Raw genomic sequence first — 23,056 nt, 5'->3', positions numbered from 1 at the left:
TTAGGCGTTTTGTCCTGTTATTTGCATTTTCTTAAAAAAAAACGCTAATATTCGGACAAACATAGCTAAATTAAGTTGCGTAGCGGTTTTCTATGTGTTACTCTTTTTACATGATTTAGGTTCAGGACCCTTTGAGAGGAGGTGAATGGTGTGAATAAAACAGAATTAGTAAACTCTGTTGCTGAAGCTGCAGGTCTTTCTAAGAAAGACGCTTCTAAAGCGGTTGAAGCTGTATTTGATACAATTCAAGGTGCTCTTGCAAAGGGTGACAAAGTACAATTAATCGGTTTTGGTAACTTTGAAGTACGTGAGCGTGCGGCTCGTAAAGGTCGTAACCCACAAACTGGTAAAGAAATCGAAATCGCTGCAAGCAAAGTGCCTGCGTTCAAACCGGGTAAAGCGCTTAAAGACGCAGTGAAGTAATTTCCGCGTCTGTGCAGTTACATAGAGCAGCCTTCAGCTTATACTGAAGGCTGCTCTTTTTCGTTCGTAAAAAGATTATAAAACTTTGCATTGCTGATAACGTTTAACTTCTTTGAGCGCATGTTTTTTCGACAAATAATCGCAGGGGTGAATGATTTTTGTACTGAAAGCAAGACGACAGGTACAGAAGTATCCCACCTGTATACGTGGCGAGATGAACGGAAGCATTTAAGATAATGACGGGGTGGCCAATATCATGTTGCCCCAAGCTCAGGCGGATGCCATAGGATGTGACGGTTTTAGGTTAACTTCCACCAAACAGGTTGAAAAAGTCTGGACGCAATTACGACGAGGCGTAATTGATACAAAGGTGAATCCCTGTCGCACAGTTGTTCTTTACAAGATAGCACAGTCTAAAACTTTCGGGGGATAATCAGAGCGAAAAGCGAGCACAAGTATAATTGCTATCTTTCGATAAGTGTTCTTTGAACTTATTGTGAGGATATGCTACGATTCATTTGTTAGAAACGTCAATGTAACTTAATGATGGAGGCCATATATGTCGAATGTTGATTTAGCAAAAATTGAAGAAGCAGTAAAAATGATTTTAGAGGCGGTAGGGGAAGATGCCCAGCGTGAGGGACTTCTTGATACACCAAAGCGTGTAGCCAAAATGTATGCTGAAATGTTTAGCGGCTTAGCGCAAGATCCGCGCGAGTATTTTAGCACTGTATTTCATGAGGAGCATGAGGAGCTTGTGCTTGTAAAGGATATTCCATTTTACTCGATGTGTGAGCACCATCTTGTACCGTTTTATGGTAAGGCACATATCGCATACATACCGAAAGATGGCAAAGTAGCTGGTTTAAGCAAATTAGGGCGTTGTGTCGAAGCTGTAGCACGCAGACCGCAGTTGCAGGAGCGCATCACTTCAACGGTAGCAGATACGATGATGGAAATGCTACAGCCAAAAGGCGTTTATGTTGTAATTGAGGCAGAGCATATGTGCATGACGATGCGCGGCTTAAAAAAGCCAGGCTCAAAAACAGTGACATCTGTAGCGCGTGGAATTTACGAAGAAGACGAGGTAAAGCGTAGAGAGGTTATTTCGTTTATTCAAATGTCTTAATTTCTGTCATTTTGTGATATGATAGATAAAGAAAATCTCGGGTGGGGGAAAAGCAAATGACACAACCAGAATATATTGTTATTGAGGCGCAAGAAGACGGTGTTCATGTAATTGGTTTGACACGTGGTTCGGATACAAAATTTCATCATTCAGAAAAGCTTGATGCAGGGGAAGTGATGATTGCTCAATTTACAGAGCATACATCTGCAATGAAAATTCGTGGCAAGGCAAAAATCCACTCTGCGCATGGAACGATTGAGAGTGGCTCGAAAAAACAATAGGCACCGTATATTGGGGGCTTAGTTACTTTAACGAAATGGAGTAAGAGATCTATGCATGCAACAACTATCCAACAAGCAATACAACAATTAAAAGAGTCTATTTTCGTGCGTGTTCGTCATAGAGCTTTACTGCAATACATAGAGGCCCCAAGCGTTGATGAAACTCAGCTGTTTTTCTTACTTTTACCATCTTTAAACGGAGAATTATGGCATGACGATTTACAGGAGAGTGCAACAACTGTAGGAATCGTTCAAGCCTCTTTGTTTGAACATGATAAAATTAAAGAAAAGGATGCTACATCAAAGGAGCAGCAATTAACTGTATTGTCCGGCGATTACTATAGTGGGCGCTACTATGAAATATTAGCTCGTGCGGGAAATATAGCACTCATTCAAAAATTAGCGCAAGGTATTGTTGAGCGTTGTGAGCAGGAAATTGTTGCATATGAGGATACATATCGAACGATGGAGCAGTGGGTTGACAGTTTATGCTTGATTGAAACGGCGATAATACGTAAATTTTATGAAGCGCATTCCTTTAGTAAATATAGTGCTGTTATGATGCATGCATTAACAATACAGCGTTTACAAAACGAAATGTACACTTTACGTGGGCATGCCCCAACAGCCGTGGGACGAGCGATGGAAAACTGTTTCGGACAACAAGAGCTAACACATTTATTGACAGTTGCAATCGAAACACAGCAAAAATTATTAACAGATGAGCTTGCTACTTTACAATTATCAGAGGCAGTACAGCAATTTATTTGGCAAATCGTAAAAGTTGAAACGAGATAGAAAGGTTTTGAAAAGATGACGAAATCGAAAGAGGAACGTGTGCACGAAGTATTTGAAAGCATTTCAGAAGGCTATGATAAAATGAATTCCGTAATTAGCTTTCAACTGCATGTGAAATGGCGTAAAGACACGATGAAGCGAATGAATGTACAACGCGGGGCAAAATGTTTAGATGTTTGCTGTGGTACAGCAGATTGGACGATTGCACTCGCAGAAGCTGTCGGAGAAACAGGTGTTGTAAAAGGCTTGGACTTTAGCGAAAATATGCTAAAGGTCGGTGCGGAAAAAGTGAAGCCTTATCCACAGGTAGAGCTTTTGCAGGGGAATGCAATGAAGCTGCCATTTGAAGACAATACATTTGATTATGTAACGATAGGCTTTGGACTTCGCAATGTACCTGACTATATGCAGGTACTGCGAGAGATGAACCGTGTATTAAAGCCAGGTGGCATGGCCGTTTGTTTAGAAACCTCACAATCTGAAATTCCAGGTTATCGTCAACTTTTCCGTTTCTATTTCAAATATATTATGCCGTTTTTTGGCAAGCTATTTGCCAAAAGCTACAAAGAATATTCATGGCTACAAGAATCTGCAAATGATTTTCCCGGTATGAGACAGCTTGCGTTTATGTTTAAGAGCGCAGGGTTTGAGCGAATTGGCTACAAAGGATACAGTGGTGGAGCAGCGGCAATGCATCAGGGCTTTAAAAAAGAAATTTAGTGGGAGAAGGTTTGTTCAAGTGGAAAAGATGAAGTTAAAATTACTCTATGCTGACTTAAAATCAGATATAGAAATCATCGAAACAGAATTAGAAAAAGCGTTGAACTCGTCTTCACACTTGCTAAACGAGGCTTCACTACATTTGCTGCAGGCGGGAGGGAAGCGCATCCGCCCAGTATTTGTCTTGCTTAGTGCGAAATTTGGCGATTATCAAATTGAGCGGATGAAGTATATCGCTGTTCCTTTGGAGTTAATCCATATGGCTTCACTCGTACATGATGATGTCATTGATGATTCAAATATGAGAAGAGGCAGAAGCACTGTTAAGGCGCAGTGGAACAATCGTGTCGCGATGTTTACTGGCGACTTTATTTTTGCGCGTGCTTTAGAGTATGTCACAGTAATTGATGACCCACGTGCACATCAAATATTGGCACGTACGATGGTAGAGCTTTGTAATGGGGAAATCATTCAAATCGAAGATAAATTCCGGATGGATCAACATATAAAAGATTATTTCAGACGGATTAAACGAAAAACGGCATTGCTTATCGAATCGAGCTGTGAGCTTGGGGCGGTCGTAGGTGGAGTAGATGAACAAAATACACGCCGTTTAAAGCGCTACGGCTATTTTGTTGGGATGAGCTTTCAAATTATTGATGATATATTGGATTTCACAGCAACGGATAAAGAGCTCGGCAAGCCCGCTGGTAGCGATTTATTACAAGGCAATATTACACTGCCGATGTTGCTTTTAAAAGATGATGTAACAATGCAACCTTACTTGCAAAAGATTATTGCAGGTACGTTAACAGAAGGAGAGCGTATGAAAATGCTACAGTACGTTCGTCACTCTGATGCAATCAAGCAAGCAACAGCAATTAGCGATAAATATTTGCAAAAAGCTTTAAAGGAAGTAGAAGCATTGCCAAACAATCCGATGAAAAAAAAGCTGCGTGACGTAGCGCTCTTTATTGGCAAGCGGAAATTTTAGAAATAGTTGCGTTTACAAGCTTATTTTGGTACTATTTATCGGTAGGTGTAAGCCTGTTTTAGTCAAAACTAAGGAGTGTTTTATGATGGCAATCGAAAGAACTTTTTTAATGGTTAAACCAGACGGCGTTGAGCGTCAAGTAATTGGCGATATCATTGACCGTTTTGAGCGTCGCGGCTTCGAAATGAAAGGCGCTAAATTAATGAACGTATCTCGCGAATTAGCTGAGAAGCACTATGCGGAGCATTCAGAGCGTCCATTCTTTGGCGAGTTAGTAGACTTCATCACTTCTGGTCCAGTATTTGCAATGGTATGGGAAGGCGAGTCTGTAATTTCTTTAGCTCGTATTATGATTGGTGCGACAAAACCATCTGAATCTCAACCAGGTACAATCCGTGGTGACTACGCTGTAACAGTATCACACAACGTAATTCACGGTTCAGATTCATTGGCTTCTGCAGAGCGTGAAATCTCACTTTGGTTCGAAGGCGAGTTAGTTTAATACAAATACAAGAAGAGCGTCCAAAAAGCTGTGCATAGCCGGCTTTTTGGACGCTTTTACTTGGTGTTATAAAATGCGAGCTTCCTTTGAAGCCGTGATGAACACGGAGTTTAACAGTGGTTATCTAAAGTGAAAGGGAAGGGGCTGTGCCACAAGCCCTGCATAGCCGGCATTTTGGATAGTAGCGATGATGTTTCGCAAAATGTTGATTCCTATAAACAGAGAACGCCTCTTTTAAAAATGTGATGAACATTGGCTTTAGCAGCGCTATCCTTCAGTAAAAGGGAAGCGATAAAAACATTTATTTCAATGCGGTGTCAAAACAAAATGGACTTTTCGGTCAATTCCTCGTCAGCCATTTACACTTTCTAAACCACAATAATAGCCCCATTCTACTTTATTCAACTTAAGACGAAATACCTTTAGCCTGAAAAAACTTTCCAACAAATTTACACTAAAATGAAACGTTATTACGAAAATAACGTATAATCAATTAAGAACATTTTCTTAATTACATTATCCGATTGATAGAAAGGAAGAGAAAAAATATGTGGCTTGGAATTGTCGTCATTGTTGTTGCAGGTATGTTGACTGATACATTTCTAAAAAATAAAAAAATGAACTTAAAAAGAATTGAAAAGGAAATTGAACTAGAAAAGCTGCGTCTTGAAACATTTGAAAAAGAAACAGAAAAGCTAAAATTAGAATTACAAAGTGAGAAGCAGGCTTTATTAGAAATGCAGCATGAAAAGTAGAGGAGGGATAGCTTGGTTGAAGAAATGCGATTACTAATTGGCTTTTTTGCAGTTTGTGGAGGTCTTGCGATACCAATAATAGCTATTTTAACGACCCATAAACGGAATGCTATGAATCTGAAAATTCAAATGATTGAAAAAGAGACGGAGCTTGAAAGATTGAAGATGGAAAGCTATGAGATTGAAACGGAAAAGCTACGTTTAGAGCTACAGCAAGAAAAGCAAACTTTATTAGAAATGCAGGATAAGGAAAGGTAGGGGTGATTTTATGATAGCTATTATTATCACGTTAGGAACTATGGGATTGCTGACATCGATACCATTAGTAGCAATTATGACAGCACATAAACGTTCATCGATGAAATTGCAACTTAAAATGATGGAACAAGAAGCAGAGCTTGAAAAATTAAAAATGGAAAGCTATGCAATTGAAACAGAAAAATTGCGCCTAGAGCTTGCACAAGAAAAACAAGCCTTACTTGAAATGGAGCAAAGTAATCGCCTGTCACATAATGATTCTAAATAGTTTCACAATTTCTATTTCAGTTGCATAAAAATTCAGCTATAATAGAGCACAAAGGTTTGTTGGAGGGCGATGTAGCTATGACGGATTATGAGCAGTTTATAGAGGGGATAAAACGAAAAACAGGCATCGATTTAGCGTTATATAAAGAAGCGCAAATGAAGCGTCGTTTAACGTCTTTATATGAGAAAAAAGGGTTCCGTAATTTTGTAGACTTTTTAGCAGCATTAGAAAAGGATCGCGATTTAATGAATGAATTTTTAGATCGTATGACGATAAATGTTTCTGAATTTTACCGCAACGGCAAACGCTGGGAAGTATTGCAAAACAAAATTTTCCCGCTGCTTTTACGCAATAACAAACGTCCGAAAATTTGGAGTGCAGCTTGTTCTACTGGGGAGGAGCCTTATAGTCTGGCAATGGTATTGTCGCATCATATTCCATTAGCACAAATTGGTATATTGGCTACGGATTTAGATGAAAATGTTATCCAGAAGGCAAAGCTTGGCTTATATCCAGAGCGTTCACTAGCGGAAGTGCCAAAAGATGTACAAGCAAAGTACTTTGAAAAAGAAGGGCAATTTTATAAGGTGAAGGATGAGATTAAACGTACTGTAACGTTTAAGAAGCATAATTTGCTAAAAGATTCATACGAATCAAATTTTGATTTGATTGTTTGTCGTAATGTGATGATTTATTTTACCGAGGAAGCGAAGGATGAAATTTATGCGAATTTTAGTAAGGCGCTACGCCCTGGTGGAATTTTATTTGTTGGTTCAACAGAGCAAATTTTCAATCCAGCACGTTATGATTTCGAGGTAGAGGATACATTTTTCTATCGTAAAAAATAATAATCAAGCGAAAGTACATATTTTGGGTGTAGCTTGACAATAGATTAACATCAGCAATTGTGTAATCACGAGGGGTGTCGGGAAAGTAGGCTAATGCCTCCATTTCTCGACACCCATCCGTATATTATCGAAGTATTTCATTAAGTAAGGTTGAGCGAATCAATAAAAAACATGCAAAAGGCTTGATTTCAAAATACTTATCAAATCCAAATGATGGGACGGTACAAGCAAATTATTTTTAGCTAAATTTGGCTATAATTACACGGTGGCGTCATCGATTTTGGAAAACATGCTTTTTTTTTATCGAAAATATGTTATAGTGAAAAATACATATACTTTAGCGAGTTGAAGGGAGAAAGTGTTTTATGCGTTACTTAACAGCAGGAGAGTCACATGGACCACAATTAACAACTATTATTGAAGGGTTACCATCCCTATTACCATTAACAGCAGAGCAAATTAATCATGATTTAAAGCGTCGTCAAGGTGGACATGGTCGCGGTCGTCGTATGCAGATTGAAACGGATACAGTTGAAATCGTAGCAGGCGTACGCCATGGAAAAACACTTGGCTCACCTGTTGCGTTAGTCGTTACAAACGATGATTGGAAGCATTGGACGAAAATTATGGGGGCGGAGCCGTTACCAGAGGATATAGACCCGGATGAAGTGAAGCGCCAAATTTCACGTCCCCGACCAGGTCATGCAGATTTAGTTGGTGGGATGAAATACGGACACCGCGATTTACGCAATGTTTTAGAGCGTTCGAGTGCGCGTGAAACAACTGTACGTGTAGCAGCAGGCTCTGTTGCAAAAGCATTATTAAAGGAGTTAGGCATTTCAATTGTTGCACATGTAACAGAAATTGCAGGGATTAAGGCGGACCCCTCTTTACTTGAAGGCAAAACAGCCGATGAAATTCGAGCAATTGTTGAAGCGGATGCTTGTTATTGTATTGACCCTGTAGCTTCAGCAAAAATGGTTGAAACAATCGATGCAACGAAAAAAGCAGGCGATTCAATTGGTGGCGTTGTAGAGGTTATTGTTGAAGGATTACCAGCAGGTATCGGCTCGTATGTGCATTATGACCGTAAGCTAGATGGGAAATTAGCGGCTGCAATGTTGTCAATCAATGCCTTTAAAGGTGTCGAGTTTGGCATTGGCTTTGAGGCTGCAAGACTACCGGGCTCGCAAGTGCATGATGAGATTGTTTGGGGTGAGAATAACGGCTATACACGTGTAACGAATCGTTTAGGTGGCTTAGAGGGCGGTATGACAACAGGCATGCCAATCGTTGTACGCGGTGTTATGAAGCCAATCCCAACTTTATATAAGCCATTACAAAGTGTTGATATTGAAACAAAAGAGCCATTTAAAGCGAGTGTAGAGCGCTCCGATAGCTGTGCAGTACCAGCAGCATCTATTGTTGCAGAGCATGTTATTGCCTGGGAAATAGCTAAAGCTGTTGTTGAACAATTCCACAGCGACCAGTTGCCACAGCTGAAGGTACAGTTAGATGAAATGAGACGCTATACGAAGGAGTTTTAATATGAATATTTCTGTCAAAACGACGTCGCATACGTATGAAGTGATGATAGGTCATCGTATTTTAGCAGAGGCATTCGCTAAATATCAGCAATTATTTGCTGAAGCAGACCAGATTATTGTGTTAACGGATCAACATGTTTGGCAGGCGCAGGAAAAGTATTTTACAGAAAGTAGCTCATTCGCTTTTAAGTCGTTTATTATGCCAGCAGGCGAAAGCTGTAAAAGCTTTGACAACTATGAGGCTGTGCAAACATTTTTACTTGAGCAAAGATGCACGAGAAAATCGCTTATCATCGCATTTGGTGGCGGGGCTGTCGGGGATTTAGCAGGCTTCGTCGCGGCAACTTATATGCGAGGAATTGCATTTATTCAAGTACCAACAACTATTTTAGCGCATGATTCGGCTGTCGGTGGCAAAACTGCAATCAATCATCCACTAGGGAAAAATATGATTGGTGCATTTTATCAGCCGCAGGCAGTCTTATATGATACAGCACTTCTTTCAAGCTTACCTGAGCGCGAAGTGTTGTCGGGTATGGCTGAAGTGGTGAAGCATGCGATGATTTCGGATGCAAAGTGGCTAGAGGAAATGCTACAAGGCGATTTAATTGAGCTTCCAGAGCAGCTACTAGCCGAGTATTTAGCTTTAGGTATTCGTGTGAAAGCGAATATCGTTGAGCAAGATGAAACGGAGCAATCTGTTCGTAAATATTTGAATTTAGGGCATACGTATGGGCATGCGCTTGAAGCGGCAGCAGGCTATGGTCGACTAGCACATGGAGAAGCTGTGATGATTGGCTTAGTGTATTGCTTATTATTGAGTGAGCGCTACGGTCAAATAACGCGTAATTTTACGAAACAATTTTTCCATTTTGCTGTAGCGAGCGGTTATCCGTTTGCGGCAGTAAAGGATTATTCGTTTGACGAACTGACAACGTATTTAGTAAAGGATAAAAAGGCAGAATATGGTGAGCTACAATTTGTCTTGTTACAGGCAATCGGTGAGCCATTCGTGCAAAAAATAGAGTTAGCTGTCTGCCAAGAGGTAGACAATGAGCTGAGAAATTTAATAGCGGAGGTAGTTTCATGATTCGTGGGGTAAGAGGAGCAACAACGATTGTAGCAGATAAACAAGAGCTTGTATGGGAAGCGACGGCGCAATTAGTGCAAGAAATGGTCAAAGTAAATAATATTGATGTAGAACATATTGCCTCTGTAACGGTTTCAACAACGACTGATATTACATCGGCATTTCCTGCGAAGGCAGTACGCACATTAGAAGGTTGGCAATATGTGCCGATTATGTGTATGCATGAAATGGATGTAGCTGGTGCATTACCGCTTTGTATCAGAGTGTTAATGCTTGTCAATACAACAGTGGCTCAAAAGGACGTCCAACATATTTATTTGAATGAGGCAGTTAGCCTGCGTCCTGACTTAGTACGTTAGAGAGGAGAATGAAACGATGATGAAGTGGAAACAACAAATATTTGATATGAAGCCATACCAACCAGGTAAGCCAATTGAAGAAGTGAAAAGAGAATATGGGCTAGAAGAAGTAGTAAAATTAGCCTCTAATGAAAACCCATTCGGCAGCTCACCAAAAGTAGCTGAATTTTTAAAGACAAACGAAACGAATCATGCCATTTATCCAGACGGCTATGCGCAAAAATTACGTACAGCTGTCGCGAATCATTTAGAAGTAAAAGAAAGCGAGCTTATTTTTGGCAATGGCTCGGATGATTTAATTGCAATTATTACACGTGCACTTTTATATCCTGGGGTCAATACAGTTATGGCTGATCCATCATTCTCCCAATACTGGCACAATGCTGATATTGAAGGGGCGGAAATCCGAAAAGTACCTACAGTTGACGGACGCCACGATTTACCAGCGATGCTTGCCCAAATTGATGAGCAAACTTCTGTCGTCTGGATTTGTAGCCCAAATAACCCAACAGGAACAGTAGTTACAGATGCTGAATTACAGCAATTTTTAGCACAAGTACCAGCACATGTGCTCGTTGTATTAGATGAGGCATATATTGAGTATATTAATGACCCTGCCCATAAGAATACACTGCCGTACTATCGTCAATATAATAATTTGATTTTACTGCGTACATTTTCTAAAGCATATGGTTTAGCAGCATTCCGTGTTGGTTACGGTATTGCGCAGGAGGATATTATCGCGAAGCTTGATGCGATTCGTGGTCCATTTAATAATACGGTGTTAAGCCAAGAGGTGGCGATACTTGCGCTGCAGGATCAAGCATTTATTGAAAACTGTCGTTTGGCAAATGAAAAAGGGAAAGCACAATATGTCGATTTTTGTCAGCGTCATCGCTTAAACTATTACCCGTCACAAACGAATTTCATTTTATTTGAAGTAAAAGCAGATAGCAATCTGGTGTTCCAAGAAATGATGAAACGCGGCTTTATCATTCGTAGCGGTGCGGCGCTTGGTGTGCCTGGTTATATTCGTGTAACAATTGGCACAGAGCAGCAAAATGCCAAGTTTTTAGCATTACTTGAAGAAGTGTTGCAGGAGCAAGGTGTTTTAGTGTGACGAAAAATGTATTAGTTATTGGACTAGGGCTAATTGGAGGTTCTGTTGCCCTTGCCTTACAAAAGGCTCCGCAAGTGAAAGTGTTTGGCTATGATGCTTTTATTCAAACACGTGCGATGGCTAAAACGCTGCAAGTTGTACATGAAGTGGTGGACGACTTACAGCAGGCGGCTGAAAGGGCTGATTTTATCATTTTCGGCACGCCGGTCAATGCAACGCTTGATTGGATGGACAAAATGCAAGCATGGACATTGAAAAAAAATGTGATTGTGACGGATACAGGAAGCACAAAAAGCTTGATTATGGAAAAAGCCCAAGCATTACAAGCCAATGGAGTTACATTTATCGGCGGACATCCAATGGCAGGCTCACATAAAAGCGGTATTACAGCAGCAAAGCCGCATTTATTTGAAAATGCTTATTATATGCTTACACCACAAGCGAATGAGTTAGAGACGAATATAGAAAAGCTCGAAGCTTTGTTAAAATATACACATGGCAAATTAGTACGAGTGGATGCTAAGGAGCATGACCATATGACAGCAGTTGTCAGTCATTTCCCGCATATTGTGGCGGCTTCTCTTGTGCATCAGCTCTATCAAGAAAATGCACAGTTTCCTATGACGAGCTCCATTGCGGCTGGGGGATTTCGCGATATTACTCGCATCGCTTCAAGTAATCCTTTACTTTGGCGAGATATTACAGTGCAAAATCGCGATGAGCTCATCGGACAGTTGAATCAATGGCTGAAGGAAATGGATGCTGTTAAAAATTTATTAGAAGAGGGCGACGTTTCCCTAATCGAGCAATATTTTGCAATGGCCAAGGAAGTACGTGATGAGCTACCGATTTCAGCTGGTGCTTTCTATACAACCTTTGATTTGTACATCGATGTTCCTGATTATCCGGGGGTTATTTCGGAAATAACAGGTTATTTAGCAGAGGATAATATTAGCATTACGAATATTCGTATTGTTGAGGCACGTGAAGATTTATTCGGTATTTTAGTCATTAGCTTCCAAAATGCAGAGGATCGAGAACGCGCAGTGAAATGCATTGCACGCCATGCTAATTTTGAGACATTTATTTCTTAGAGTGGGGACTGTCCAAAAAGCTGTGCATAGCCGGCATTTTGGACAGTAGCGATGATGTTTCATAAAATGTTGATTCCTATAAACAAAAGAACGCCTCTTTTAAAGATGGGATGAACATTGACTTTAGTAGCGTTACCTCTCCCGTAAAAGGGAAGCAACGAAAACATTGATTTCAATGCAGTGTCAAAACAAATTGGACTTTTCGGACAACTCCTATTGGTGGTGTTTTACTGTGGAATTAGCACCTTGAAAATTTGTGAAAAATGGATTTGGCGGTGTTTTTTCCTGAGTGAAAGAGAAGCGCTGAAGTCGGCTTGTTGAACGACCATTTTTAAATAAGGAGGAGTTATGACAATCAAATCTGTGCTGTTTGATTTAGATGGTACATTGCTAGACCGTGATGCTTCATTATTGCATTTTGTTGATGCGCAATACGAGCGCTATCTTCAGGCTTTAGGACATATTCCAAAGCAGAAATACATAGAACGTTTTATAACATTGGACAATCGAGGGTACACTTGGAAAGATAAGGTGTATGAGGAGCTAATTGTTGAGTTTGCTATAACAAATATTAAGGCTGAACAACTTTTAAATGATTATGTGACAAACTTTAGTAATTATTGTGTGCCATTTCCCGCGGTTCATAAAATACTGCAATGGTTGAGAGAGCGATATTATAAATTGGGGATTATTACAAATGGAATAGGTCAATTTCAGCTAAATAATATACGGGAACTTGAAATTGAGCAATATTTTGATGCGATATTAATTTCTGAATGGGAAGGTATTAAAAAGCCATCTGCAGAAATCTTTTTAAGGGCATTACAAAAATTAGATGTGGCAGCTAAGAATAGCATATTTATTGGGGACCATCCTGTAAATGATATAGCAGCAGCTCAGGCAATTGGGATGCTAGGCATTTGGAAAAAAGATGCACATTGGTCTGATGAGGTAAGTGCTGATTTTGTTGTTGAAAATTTATCAGAAGTGACAGACATTATAAATAGGCTAAATCAAAATACTTAGGAGGGCTCTCAATGGAAGCGAAAAAATTAAATTATGAAAAGCCAAGCCTACAAGGGACAATTACGGTGCCTGGTGATAAGTCGGTATCGCATCGCTCGGTGATGTTTGGGGCAATTGCACAAGGAACAACGACAGTTGAAGGCTTTTTATTAGGAGAAGATTGTTTACGAACAATTGACTGCTTCCGAAAGCTTGGTGTAGAAATTGCTGTGGAAGGCACAAATGTGACGATAATTAGTGAGGGTATTGACGCATGGCAAGAGCCAACAGAAGTGCTTTATACGGGTAATTCGGGTACGACAACACGTCTAATGTTAGGCCTCCTTGCAGGGGCAAAGTTACATACAATAATGACAGGTGATGCTTCAATTGCCAAACGTCCAATGCGCCGCGTCGCAGACCCGCTTCGTTTAATGGGGGCGCATATTACTGGACGTGAAAATGGGCAATTTACACCTGTTGCAATTCAAGGCAAGGAGCTTACAGCGATTGATTACACAATGCCTGTTGCAAGCGCGCAAGTAAAGTCAGCTATTTTATTAGCTGGATTGCGCGCACAAGGAACGACGATTGTGCGTGAAAGCGAGGTTTCACGTGACCATACAGAGCGCATGTTACGCCAATTTGGTGCACAGGTAGATGTGGAGGATGGTGTTGTCTCATTTGAGGGTGGTCAAACGCTTACGGCAACACATGTAAAAGTACCTGGTGATATTTCCTCAGCTGCCTTTTTCCTTGCAGCAGGTGCAATTGCTAAAGACAGTCGTATTCTATTGCAAAATGTCGGCATCAATCCAACACGAGATGGCATTATTAGCGTGCTAGCCGAAATGGGTGCGAATATGACTATCAAAGTGGAGGATGAGTTAGCAGCAGAGCCAACTGCGGAGGTGCTAATTGAAAGCTCAGCGCTTAAAGGGATGACAATTGAAGGACAATTAATCCCTCGTTTAATTGATGAAATTCCGATTATTGCCTTGCTTGCGACACAGGCACAGGGGACAACAGTTATTAAAGATGCTGAAGAGCTAAAAGTAAAAGAAACCGACCGTATTAGCGCGGTTGTTACAGAGCTGAAAAAGCTTGGAGCTACTATTGAAGCGACGGAGGATGGCATGATTATTCATGGACCAACACCGCTTCATGGTGCTGCCCTAAAATCTTATGGTGATCATCGTATCGGCATGATGGCAGCAATTGCTGCGCTGATTACAGAGGGAGAAGTACTATTAGATGATGCCGATTGTATTGCCGTATCATACCCAACATTTTTTGAGCATATAGATGCCTTACGTCAAAAATAAAGAAGAGGGTTGTATGAAAGCAGGCTAGCACACAGCTTTCATACAACCTTTTCTTTTTTGCGAAATACGAACCATTAAAAAACAACTAATGGTTGAAAACACTAGTATCGCCGCGATTTCTTTCACACCCAAAGCAATTATAAATTTGTGAATATAACTTATTATTAAGAAGGGGAAAAGGATTGCTTTGAAAAATATACCAGTATATTAGAAGTGACGATGTATGGAAATACTATGAAAAAGTTTAGCTAAGTATTTTTTCTTGTTTGATAGCTGCTTGTCATGTAGCATAGGGAATGACTTAAGAAAGAAAAGGTGAAGTACTGTGGCAAACATCAATCAATTACAACAAGCAATGCAAGAGGGAGATTTGCAGACAATTGATCAACTGCTAGAGCCATTTTTAATGAATGCGGAGCCAAATGAGCAATATGAAATGACTGAATTGTTTATGCAGTATGGCTATTTACAGCAGGCAAACAGAGCATTAGAGCATTTACAATTTTTATTTCCTGAAGAAGCACAGCTCACAATCGACAGAGCCAATGTGATGATGGAAATTGGCGAGGAGGATCAGGCGCTCGACTTGCTTTTATCAATTGATACAGAGGCAACTGAATATCCTCAAGTGCTACTTACTTTAGCAGACTATTATCAAATGCAGGGGCTATTTGAAGTTGCAGAGAAGCGTATAAATGAAGCAATTGAGTTGCTTCCAAATGAGCCATTGCTACAATTTGCAAAGGCAGAGCTCCTATTTGAGACAGGGCGCTTTACAGAGGCAGCTCGTATTTATGAAGAATTGTATGCCGCGGACAAGGAATTTGCCGGCGTAAAACTTGCTGCACGTCTAGCGGAAGTGTATCGTGCGGGTGCAGGCTATGAAAGAGCACTTGATTATTATATGGAGGCGCTTGAGGACGAAGTTTCACCAGATATGCTATTTGGCTCAGCTTATGCTGCATTCCAAACAGAAAAATATGAACTAGCCACAAAGCAGCTTGAAGATTTAAAGGAGCTTGATCCAGATTATTTTTCTGCGTATTTATTGTTGGCAGAAAGCTATGCTATGTTAGAGGATAATAAGCGCGCATATAAAGCAATTCAAGAGGGACTAGCGCGTGACGAGTATGATAAGACACTCTTTTTATTTGCGGGGAAGATGGCTTTGAAAAATCATCTACCTAATGAAGCGATTGAGCATTTACAGCAGGCAATCGCTTTAGACCCTGAATATATGGAAGCGATTTTAGTACTGATGTCGATTTATAGTACAGAAGAGCAGTATGAGGCGATTATCGATTTGTATGAGCAGCTGGAGCAGGAGCAATTTGATTGGACGGCTTTAGCGCCCTTTGTGGCGGAAGCATACAATCAAGAGGAACAGTTCGAAAAAGCATACGTTATTTACAAGAAAGCATATAATGATTTTAAGGATGATGAAGCATTTTTAGAAGCGTATAGTTATTTTCTAATTGAAGATGGCAAGCGTGATGAAGCCAAAGAAGTTGTGATGAGATTAATGACGTTACAGCCTACAGAACAACAGTGGGTAGATTTATACGATAGCTTTGAGTAAAGGGGGCATTGCAGCATGGTATCATCCGTCCCAATTGCAGATAAAAAGATATTTGTGCGATGGTTTTTAAAAAATTATCAATTGAAGCGCAGGGAATGTGTGTGGATTTTAAATTACTTATTAAGTGATGAGAAATTGTTGGAAAATGTTTGCTTTGTAGAAGAAGCACATTACTGCCCACGCGCGATTGTGATGTCCTCTGTTGAAAGTAACGGCGTACCTTTTCGCTTTTATAAAGGCAATATTATGACAGCAGATGCGGAAAAATCATTTCATGACTTACGGTTAAATCCAGATGAGATGATGTATATTCAAATTAATTTTCCAAATATTCCACCTCACCAAGTATATTTAGCTGTGTTAGAGGAAAATCCTTATATGCCAAAGTATTTGCATATTAGTGAAAAAGATCGCATTTTAGCAGAACAATTATTAAAGGACAGTATGCGTGCCTTTCAAGAGGAGAAGCTTTTAAAGGAAATTGACGAAGCGCTTGACAAAGGAGACAAAAATCGCTTTTTTGAACTATCAAGCTTATTACAAGCATTACAACATGTGCAAAAGTAAGCGCAGACGAACTCTTTGCGCCGAGGATGGTGGCATGTCAATGTGACCACCACAGAAGCATAAGATTTTATCGAAATAATTTAGCAAGGGCAATTTGGATTATCTGAAAAGGCATCACCTTTTCAGATAATCTCCATGCTTCATTTAGGGGGAAATAAAGTGTTTTTTAATGCGAAAGATGTAGAACAATTTCAAGCGCAAAAGCAATTTATCGATACAGCGGTTGTACCACTATTAAATATGGGCTTAGAGCCACAGACAATAAGACATAGCAGTTCGCAGGCGGAATTCCTAATGTCCTTAACCTCATTTATTGAACAGCAGTTTAGAGGAAGATTGATGCTTATTCCACCAATTACTTATTTGGAGCAAACAAAGCAACAGGTAAATCTTGCTGTTTGGAAGGAAGCGCTCGAAAATGTGGGCTTTAAGCATATTTTCTTCGCTACATGTGACCACGGGTGGACGAGCATGCAAGACGACTATAATATTATTTGGTTACCGGCTATCCCTTTAGAATCAATGGATGCAAGTATGAAGAAAAAAATTCTAGAGGATCAGCTAAAGCTCGTCATTCCGAACTTAACCGCTGAGTGGACAAGACAGTAGTTATTTTATTAGAAATAGACTATCTACTCATTCAAAAGAAAGTCTTTAGTGGATATTGCAAATTTTGTAGGATGTTTTTTGGCTAAGTGGTGAAAGAATCAAAAATTGCGTTAACAAGGGTATAAATGTTTTGCTTCATGAAATGTTCACAAAGTGTCGAAATCAACCGAATGCTGTATTGACCAACTTATTTTATTGATATATCATAGATATGTCCTAGTATTACTATTTGTAAAAGTATTGACCTTTTAGTTAGAGGGGGGAAAAGAGTGAGTAATAATCGAGTAACGCGACGTCAATTTTTAAACTACACTTTAACTGGTGTTGGTGGATTTATGGCGGCGGGAATGTTAATGCCAATGGTACGTTTTGCTATTGACCCGGTGTTACAAACAAAAGCAGATGGAGACTTTATTTTAACGAGTCAAAAAGTTGCAGATATTACGGAAGAGCCTATTAGTGTAAACTTTACATTCGAACAGGTAGATGCTTGGTATAAATCGGATGTAACGGAGGCAGCTTGGGTATATAAGAGCGGTGATCAAATTGTCGCACTTTCACCTGTGTGTAAGCATTTAGGTTGTACAGTTAACTGGGCTGGCGATAGTGCACATCCAGACCAATTCTACTGTCCTTGCCACGCTGGTCGCTATGAGAAGAGCGGTAAAAACGTAGCAGGTACACCACCTCTTGGCCCACTTGATCAATATGAAGTGGCAGAAAAAGATGGTTTCTTAATGCTTGGGAAAAAAATCGCAAATAATTTAGGCTAATTAGTTAGGGGGTACGATATCAGTGCTAAACAAAATTTATGATTGGGTCGATGAGCGCTTAGATATTACACCTATTTGGCGTGATATTGCCGACCACGAAGTGCCAGAGCACGTAAACCCTGCCCATCACTTTTCAGCATTCGTTTACTGTTTCGGTGGATTAACATTCTTCATTACAGTAATTCAAGTTTTATCTGGTATGTTCTTAACAATGTATTATGTACCGGACGTAGAAAATGCTTGGAAGTCAGTTTATTATTTACAAAACGAAGTAGCGTTTGGTGAAATCGTTCGTGGTATGCACCACTGGGGAGCTTCATTAGTTATCGTAATGATGTTCTTACATACGCTTCGTGTATTCTTCACAGGCTCATATAAAAAGCCTCGTGAATTAAACTGGATTGTTGGTGTAGGTATTTTTGGTGTAATGCTTGGATTAGGTTTCACGGGTTATTTACTTCCTTGGGACATGAAAGCATTGTTTGCAACAAAGGTAGGTATTGAAATCGCAGCATCTGTACCGTTTATTGGTGAAATAATTAAGATTTTATTAGCAGGTGACGCTGAAATTCTAGGAGCGCAAACGTTAACACGTTTCTTCGCGATTCATGTATTCTTCTTACCTGCTGCGTTATTTGCTTTACTTGCGGCACACTTTATCATGATTCGTCGTCAAGGTATTTCAGGACCACTTTGATTTAACAATGTTTTGATGATTTTTTAAGGAGGGGACACTATGCAACGCGGAAAAGGTATGAAGTTCGTTGGTGATTCGCGAATTAAGTCGAATAACCGTATGCCGAACAAGCCTAAAGATTATTCCGAGTATCCAGGGAAAACAGAAGCTTTCTGGCCTGATTTCTTATTAAAAGAATGGATGGTAGGGGCTGTATTCTTAATCGGTTACCTATTATTAACTGTCGCTCACCCTTCACCACTTGAAGGTCCGGCAGATCCAACTAACGCTTCTTATATTCCGTTACCGGACTGGTACTTCTTATTTATGTACCAATTATTAAAATACACTTATGCTTCAGGTCCATACAATGTGATTGGAGCAATTATTATTCCAGGTTTAGCATTCGGTGCTTTAGCGCTTGTACCATTCTTAGATACAACGCCAGAGCGTCGTCCATCTAAACGTCCATTACCAACAGCATTTATGTTATTAGCTGTTGCGTCAATGATTTATTTAACTTGGGAATCTGTAGCAAACCATGACTGGGAAGCTGCTAAAGCTCAAGGTGTAATTACAGATAAAGATTTAGGATTATTGCCTGATGTAGAGATTGATGAAACCTCTCCAGGTTACGAAATTTTCCAAGCGCAAGCATCTTGTATCGGCTGTCACGGTGGTGACTTAGCTGGTGGAACAGGTGCACCAATGCTTTTAGGTAATGAATTAACTGCTGAAGAAGTAAAGGAAATCGTAACAAATGGTCGTGGTGGTATGCCAGGCGGCACATTTGATGGTACTGACGAAGAACTAGACCAATTAGCAGAATTTATTGCAAGCTTAAAAGAAGCAAAATAATTCGAGAAAAGGCTGTCCAGAAAGAAAACTCTTTCGGGACAGCCTTAATTTTCTATATAAAATAAAAATGGTTGTTAGTGTTATACTAAAGTATAGCGCAGAGTTTTTATCCCGTATTAACAGGCTGTAAGACCCCCACTTCAAAACAACAGATAAAATCAAGATGTTTAAGTGGGGGATCCAACAGCCTGTAAAAACCCGATTGGTGAAACTACCAATCAGTGGGGGATGAAGAAAACCCCCACTGATTGAAGGTTCACTTTATATTGCTGTTCTTTAATACTGAAATCATTAGCGTAAAGGACATATCAAAATTGTTTTTTAAAATTATCTTTTTTCGTTTAAAATAATACATAGTATAACTTAAAGCTATATCTGTTCATTATATAAGTCTGCGTGTTTTTAGCTCTCTATTTCAACACGCCTCGTTTAAAATGAAAGGAGCCACCTATGCAGCAACTATTTTTTCATTGTTGGCACATACTGACAAATAAAGCATTTTTAATTTTATTGCTTATCATTAATATTGCAGGCACCATTTATGGCTATTATTGGTATGGTTATCAATTAGCATCGACTGAGCCCATTTTTTATATTTTTGTTCCTGATAGTCCGACAGCAAGCTTGTTTTTCTGTTTTGCTATTATCGGCTGGTTATTAGGGAAAAATTTTAAATTGATGGAAGTGCTTGCACTTATCACTTTAATAAAATACGGTATTTGGGCTGTTGTTATGAATTTATTAACCTTAGCAGAAACAGGCTCTATTGGACCAGCAGGTTGGATGCTTGTATTTTCACATTTTATGATGGCTGTACAAGCGATGCTTTATTTGCCGAAATATCGTTTTCAATTTTGGCATATTGCGGTAGCTGCCATTTGGACATTGCATAATGATGTAATTGACTATGTATTTGGGCAGATGCCGTATTATCGAGTAATAGATCAGTTCGCAAATCAAATTGGTTATTTCACATTTTGGTTATCCATTGTTTGTATCATAATTGCTTACTTTACATATAAAAGGGGCAATTATTTGCATGAACTGTAAAAACTATTTAGAATAGTACGTGGAAATAAAGTTAGAGGGGAAGAGAATAAAAAATATGGCAATGTATATTGTTTATTTTGCGATTGTGTTAATTTTACCAATTTATGCACAAATGAAAGTAAAAAGCACGTATAGAAAATTTGCACAAGTGCCTGCTGCTAAAGGAATGACTGGTGCTCAAGTAGCACGCATGATTTTAGACCAACATGGCTTGACAGATGTGCGTGTTGTTCCAACGCAAGGTTTTTTATCTGACCACTATAATCCGGCGACAAAAACGGTAGCACTATCTGAGGATAACTACTACAATACTTCTCTCGCTGGTACAGCAGTTGCAGCACACGAAGTAGGGCACGCAATTCAACATAAAGAGGCGTATTCATTCCTAACAATGCGTGCAAAATTAGTACCTGTAGCAAATATTTCATCAAATGCTTCTTGGATATTTGTATTAATAGGTATTGTGGCACAACAATCAGGTTTATTATTACTAGGTATTGCATTATTAGGGGCTGGTGTACTATTCCAAATTGTTACACTTCCAGTAGAATTCGATGCATCGAAACGGGCGATGAACGAGGTCGTTGCACTTGGCATCATTGGAAATAACGAAGAACGCCCTGCGAAAAAGGTTTTAAATGCAGCAGCAATGACATATGTAGCGGCTGCAGCTGTAGCTGTATTAGAGCTATTACGTTTAATATTAATTTATACAGGCATGCGCTCAGATGATTAAATAAAAGGAAACGAGGCTGTCTGAAAAGCGTGCGAAAGCACTGCTTTTCAGACAGCTTTTCTATTTTCGATGTTTTGACAAGATGAGGCGAAATCTATAAATTAAAGAGTAGGGAGTGATACGATGACAACAGAAATAACGATGCAGCATTTACAACAACGTGTGGATGATTATATTGGACAGTTCAAGGAAGGCTATTTTCCACCTTTTGAGCTATTAGCACGATTAACGGAAGAGTTAGGCGAATTGTCGCGCGAGGTACAGGATGTGTATGGTCAAAAAAAGAAAAAGGCAACAGAGGATAGAGGGAGCATTGAAGAAGAGCTTGGGGACTTTTTTTTCGTCCTTGTATGCTTTGCTAATGCACAAGGAATCAAGCTCGATGAAGCACTTTTACGCGTTCTCCATAAATTTGAAACACGCGATAAAGATCGATGGACGAGAAAGGAAGAGCAAGCATGATAAAAGTAGCTATTGCAGGTGCACGTGGAAAAATGGGCATAGAGGCTGTACATACAGTAATGAAGCATAAAGGCTTGATGCTTGTAGCGGCACTTGATTATAAGGAAATAGGCGCAACACTGGGAGAGCTCGAACAGTTTCCGGCAGACTATACAGTGCCAATATTCACAAGTTTTGAGGAGCTTGTTGAACAAACGAGGCCAGATGTATTCATTGATTTAACAAATCCACAATCAGTCTACGAGCATACGAAGCAAGCTTTATTACATAAAGTACGACCTGTTATTGGAACAACAGGGTTTACAGATGAGCAATTAGAGGAATTAACACAGCTGGCGCGAGAACAAAAAATAGGCTGTATTATCGCACCTAATTTTGCTTTAGGGGCAGTCTTAATGATGAAATTTGCAAGAGAGGCAGCTAAATATTTCGATGATGTTGAAATTATTGAAATGCATCATGATAAAAAGCTAGATGCGCCAAGTGGCACAGGTGTAAAAACAGCACAAATGATTGCTGAGGTACGCCAAGGAAAAGTACAGGGACATCCTGAGGAACATGAAACAATTACAGGTGCACGTGGGGGCGATTTTGATGGCATGCGCATCCATTCTGTACGATTACCGGGTCTTGTTGCACATCAGCAAGTTTTATTTGGTGGGGAGGGGCAATTGCTAACAATTCGCCATGATTCTTTAAATCGCCAATCTTTTATGAACGGTATTGTCTTTTGTGTTGAAACCGTAGTAGGTATTGAGCACCTTGTATATGGGCTTGAAAATATACTATAGAATGGACTGACAAAAAATGAAAATCGCATTAATTGCACATGATCGAAAAAAGGATGATTTAGTCCAATTTGCTATTGCATATAGTGATATATTAGCACAGCATGATTTATATGCTACAGGAACAACAGGTACGCGCATTCAAGAGGCGACAGGATTAGCCATTCAGCTATTTCGTTCTGGACCACTCGGTGGTGACCAGCAAATAGGTGCAATGATCGCCAATAACGATATGGATATGGTGTTTTTCTTCCGTGATCCATTAACAGCGCAGCCACATGAGCCAGATGTAACAGCGCTCGTTCGTTTATGCGATGTGTATCATATCCCCCTTGCAACAAATATGGGAACTGCAGAAATTTTATTAAAAGGCTTGCAGGAAGGGCTAGTGGATTGGCGTCTAATTGCAGAGCGTAGAAAATAAGTTTGATATGGAGGGGTA

At 39.8% G+C, this 23,056-nt stretch carries 29 protein-coding genes; all 29 read left to right on the top strand.

Features of this window, described 5'->3' with window-relative positions:
- The first annotated feature begins 150 nt into the window (after positions 1 to 150).
- The 29 genes from MHH70_RS05460 (at position 151) to mgsA (ending at position 23,038) form a co-directional block, all read left to right on the top strand.
- Positions 151 to 423, top strand: coding sequence for an HU family DNA-binding protein (locus tag MHH70_RS05460; protein WP_042477970.1), 273 nt, complete (start codon positions 151 to 153; stop codon positions 421 to 423).
- Positions 424 to 982: 559 nt separating this feature from the next.
- Positions 983 to 1,552, top strand: coding sequence for a GTP cyclohydrolase I FolE (gene folE, locus MHH70_RS05455; RefSeq protein WP_066171665.1), 570 nt, complete (start codon positions 983 to 985; stop codon positions 1,550 to 1,552).
- Between the two features lie 56 nt (positions 1,553 to 1,608).
- Positions 1,609 to 1,833 (top strand): trp RNA-binding attenuation protein MtrB, encoded by a 225-nt coding sequence (mtrB, locus tag MHH70_RS05450; protein ID WP_066171662.1) that lies wholly within the window; start codon positions 1,609 to 1,611, stop codon positions 1,831 to 1,833.
- 51 nt (positions 1,834 to 1,884) lie between these two features.
- A complete protein-coding gene (locus tag MHH70_RS05445) occupies positions 1,885 to 2,631 on the top strand; it encodes a heptaprenyl diphosphate synthase component 1 (RefSeq protein ID WP_066171659.1) in 747 nt (248 codons plus the stop codon).
- 15 nt (positions 2,632 to 2,646) lie between these two features.
- Entirely contained in the window at positions 2,647 to 3,351 is a 705-nt protein-coding gene (locus MHH70_RS05440) for a demethylmenaquinone methyltransferase (RefSeq protein ID WP_066171656.1), read from the top strand.
- 19 nt (positions 3,352 to 3,370) lie between these two features.
- Positions 3,371 to 4,345, top strand: coding sequence for a heptaprenyl diphosphate synthase component II (gene hepT / locus MHH70_RS05435; RefSeq protein ID WP_342472757.1), 975 nt, complete (start codon positions 3,371 to 3,373; stop codon positions 4,343 to 4,345).
- 85 nt (positions 4,346 to 4,430) lie between these two features.
- Complete coding sequence (gene ndk / locus MHH70_RS05430) at positions 4,431 to 4,847, top strand: nucleoside-diphosphate kinase (protein WP_066171651.1); 417 nt, start codon at positions 4,431 to 4,433, stop codon at positions 4,845 to 4,847.
- Between the two features lie 548 nt (positions 4,848 to 5,395).
- Positions 5,396 to 5,602, top strand: coding sequence for a hypothetical protein (locus MHH70_RS05425; protein WP_066171647.1), 207 nt, complete (start codon positions 5,396 to 5,398; stop codon positions 5,600 to 5,602).
- 12 nt (positions 5,603 to 5,614) lie between these two features.
- Positions 5,615 to 5,860 (top strand): hypothetical protein, encoded by a 246-nt coding sequence (locus tag MHH70_RS05420; RefSeq protein ID WP_342472755.1) that lies wholly within the window; start codon positions 5,615 to 5,617, stop codon positions 5,858 to 5,860.
- A gap of 10 nt (positions 5,861 to 5,870) precedes the next feature.
- A complete protein-coding gene (locus tag MHH70_RS05415) occupies positions 5,871 to 6,128 on the top strand; it encodes a hypothetical protein (RefSeq protein ID WP_066171644.1) in 258 nt (85 codons plus the stop codon).
- Between the two features lie 77 nt (positions 6,129 to 6,205).
- On the top strand, positions 6,206 to 6,976 hold the full coding sequence (locus MHH70_RS05410; RefSeq protein ID WP_107942404.1) for a protein-glutamate O-methyltransferase CheR: 771 nt from the start codon (positions 6,206 to 6,208) through the stop codon (positions 6,974 to 6,976).
- Positions 6,977 to 7,341: 365 nt separating this feature from the next.
- The gene (gene aroC / locus MHH70_RS05405) at positions 7,342 to 8,523 is read left to right on the top strand and encodes a chorismate synthase (RefSeq protein ID WP_342472752.1); all 1,182 of its coding nucleotides are present in this window, start codon (positions 7,342 to 7,344) and stop codon (positions 8,521 to 8,523) included.
- A 1-nt stretch (position 8,524) separates the two neighbouring features.
- Positions 8,525 to 9,613, top strand: coding sequence for a 3-dehydroquinate synthase (gene aroB / locus MHH70_RS05400; RefSeq protein WP_342472750.1), 1,089 nt, complete (start codon positions 8,525 to 8,527; stop codon positions 9,611 to 9,613).
- Positions 9,610 to 9,972: a chorismate mutase gene (gene aroH / locus MHH70_RS05395; RefSeq protein WP_066171634.1), complete on the top strand. Its 363-nt coding sequence runs from the start codon at positions 9,610 to 9,612 to the stop codon at positions 9,970 to 9,972. The genes aroB and aroH overlap by 4 nt, the downstream gene beginning before the upstream one ends.
- A gap of 19 nt (positions 9,973 to 9,991) precedes the next feature.
- Entirely contained in the window at positions 9,992 to 11,092 is a 1,101-nt protein-coding gene (hisC, locus tag MHH70_RS05390; protein WP_342473166.1) for a histidinol-phosphate transaminase, read from the top strand.
- Positions 11,089 to 12,186, top strand: coding sequence for a prephenate dehydrogenase (locus MHH70_RS05385; RefSeq protein WP_342472748.1), 1,098 nt, complete (start codon positions 11,089 to 11,091; stop codon positions 12,184 to 12,186). Before hisC ends, MHH70_RS05385 begins: the two co-directional genes overlap by 4 nt.
- A 348-nt stretch (positions 12,187 to 12,534) precedes the next feature.
- Positions 12,535 to 13,212: an HAD family hydrolase gene (locus MHH70_RS05380; RefSeq protein ID WP_066171628.1), complete on the top strand. Its 678-nt coding sequence runs from the start codon at positions 12,535 to 12,537 to the stop codon at positions 13,210 to 13,212.
- Positions 13,213 to 13,223: 11 nt separating this feature from the next.
- Positions 13,224 to 14,516 (top strand): 3-phosphoshikimate 1-carboxyvinyltransferase, encoded by a 1,293-nt coding sequence (gene aroA, locus MHH70_RS05375; RefSeq protein WP_342472746.1) that lies wholly within the window; start codon positions 13,224 to 13,226, stop codon positions 14,514 to 14,516.
- A gap of 325 nt (positions 14,517 to 14,841) precedes the next feature.
- Positions 14,842 to 16,095: a tetratricopeptide repeat protein gene (locus tag MHH70_RS05370; RefSeq protein WP_066171621.1), complete on the top strand. Its 1,254-nt coding sequence runs from the start codon at positions 14,842 to 14,844 to the stop codon at positions 16,093 to 16,095.
- Between the two features lie 15 nt (positions 16,096 to 16,110).
- A complete protein-coding gene (locus MHH70_RS05365; RefSeq protein ID WP_066171618.1) occupies positions 16,111 to 16,662 on the top strand; it encodes a ReoY family proteolytic degradation factor in 552 nt (183 codons plus the stop codon).
- Between the two features lie 159 nt (positions 16,663 to 16,821).
- Entirely contained in the window at positions 16,822 to 17,271 is a 450-nt protein-coding gene (locus tag MHH70_RS05360; RefSeq protein WP_342472745.1) for a DUF2487 family protein, read from the top strand.
- A gap of 269 nt (positions 17,272 to 17,540) precedes the next feature.
- Entirely contained in the window at positions 17,541 to 18,044 is a 504-nt protein-coding gene (locus MHH70_RS05355) for a ubiquinol-cytochrome c reductase iron-sulfur subunit (RefSeq protein ID WP_066171613.1), read from the top strand.
- A gap of 22 nt (positions 18,045 to 18,066) precedes the next feature.
- A complete protein-coding gene (locus MHH70_RS05350) occupies positions 18,067 to 18,741 on the top strand; it encodes a cytochrome b6 (RefSeq protein WP_066171610.1) in 675 nt (224 codons plus the stop codon).
- 39 nt (positions 18,742 to 18,780) lie between these two features.
- Entirely contained in the window at positions 18,781 to 19,578 is a 798-nt protein-coding gene (locus MHH70_RS05345; RefSeq protein WP_066171607.1) for a menaquinol-cytochrome c reductase cytochrome b/c subunit, read from the top strand.
- 450 nt (positions 19,579 to 20,028) lie between these two features.
- Positions 20,029 to 20,628 (top strand): DUF1405 domain-containing protein, encoded by a 600-nt coding sequence (locus tag MHH70_RS05340; protein ID WP_342472744.1) that lies wholly within the window; start codon positions 20,029 to 20,031, stop codon positions 20,626 to 20,628.
- Positions 20,629 to 20,683: 55 nt separating this feature from the next.
- Positions 20,684 to 21,364, top strand: coding sequence for a zinc metallopeptidase (locus MHH70_RS05335; protein WP_066171601.1), 681 nt, complete (start codon positions 20,684 to 20,686; stop codon positions 21,362 to 21,364).
- 123 nt (positions 21,365 to 21,487) lie between these two features.
- On the top strand, positions 21,488 to 21,826 hold the full coding sequence (locus MHH70_RS05330) for a nucleotide pyrophosphohydrolase (protein WP_066171598.1): 339 nt from the start codon (positions 21,488 to 21,490) through the stop codon (positions 21,824 to 21,826).
- Positions 21,823 to 22,617: a 4-hydroxy-tetrahydrodipicolinate reductase gene (dapB, locus tag MHH70_RS05325; protein ID WP_107942411.1), complete on the top strand. Its 795-nt coding sequence runs from the start codon at positions 21,823 to 21,825 to the stop codon at positions 22,615 to 22,617. Before MHH70_RS05330 ends, dapB begins: the two co-directional genes overlap by 4 nt.
- Before the next feature lie 16 nt (positions 22,618 to 22,633).
- Complete coding sequence (gene mgsA, locus MHH70_RS05320) at positions 22,634 to 23,038, top strand: methylglyoxal synthase (RefSeq protein WP_342472743.1); 405 nt, start codon at positions 22,634 to 22,636, stop codon at positions 23,036 to 23,038.
- Positions 23,039 to 23,056: the final 18 nt, after the last annotated feature.

Origin of the sequence: Metasolibacillus sp. FSL H7-0170 (assembly GCF_038593115.1) — a bacterium.
GTDB lineage: Bacteria > Bacillota > Bacilli > Bacillales_A > Planococcaceae > Metasolibacillus > Metasolibacillus fluoroglycofenilyticus.
Note: the sequence above shows the minus strand (reverse complement) of the source record. Positions and strands in the feature narration are given on the sequence as shown.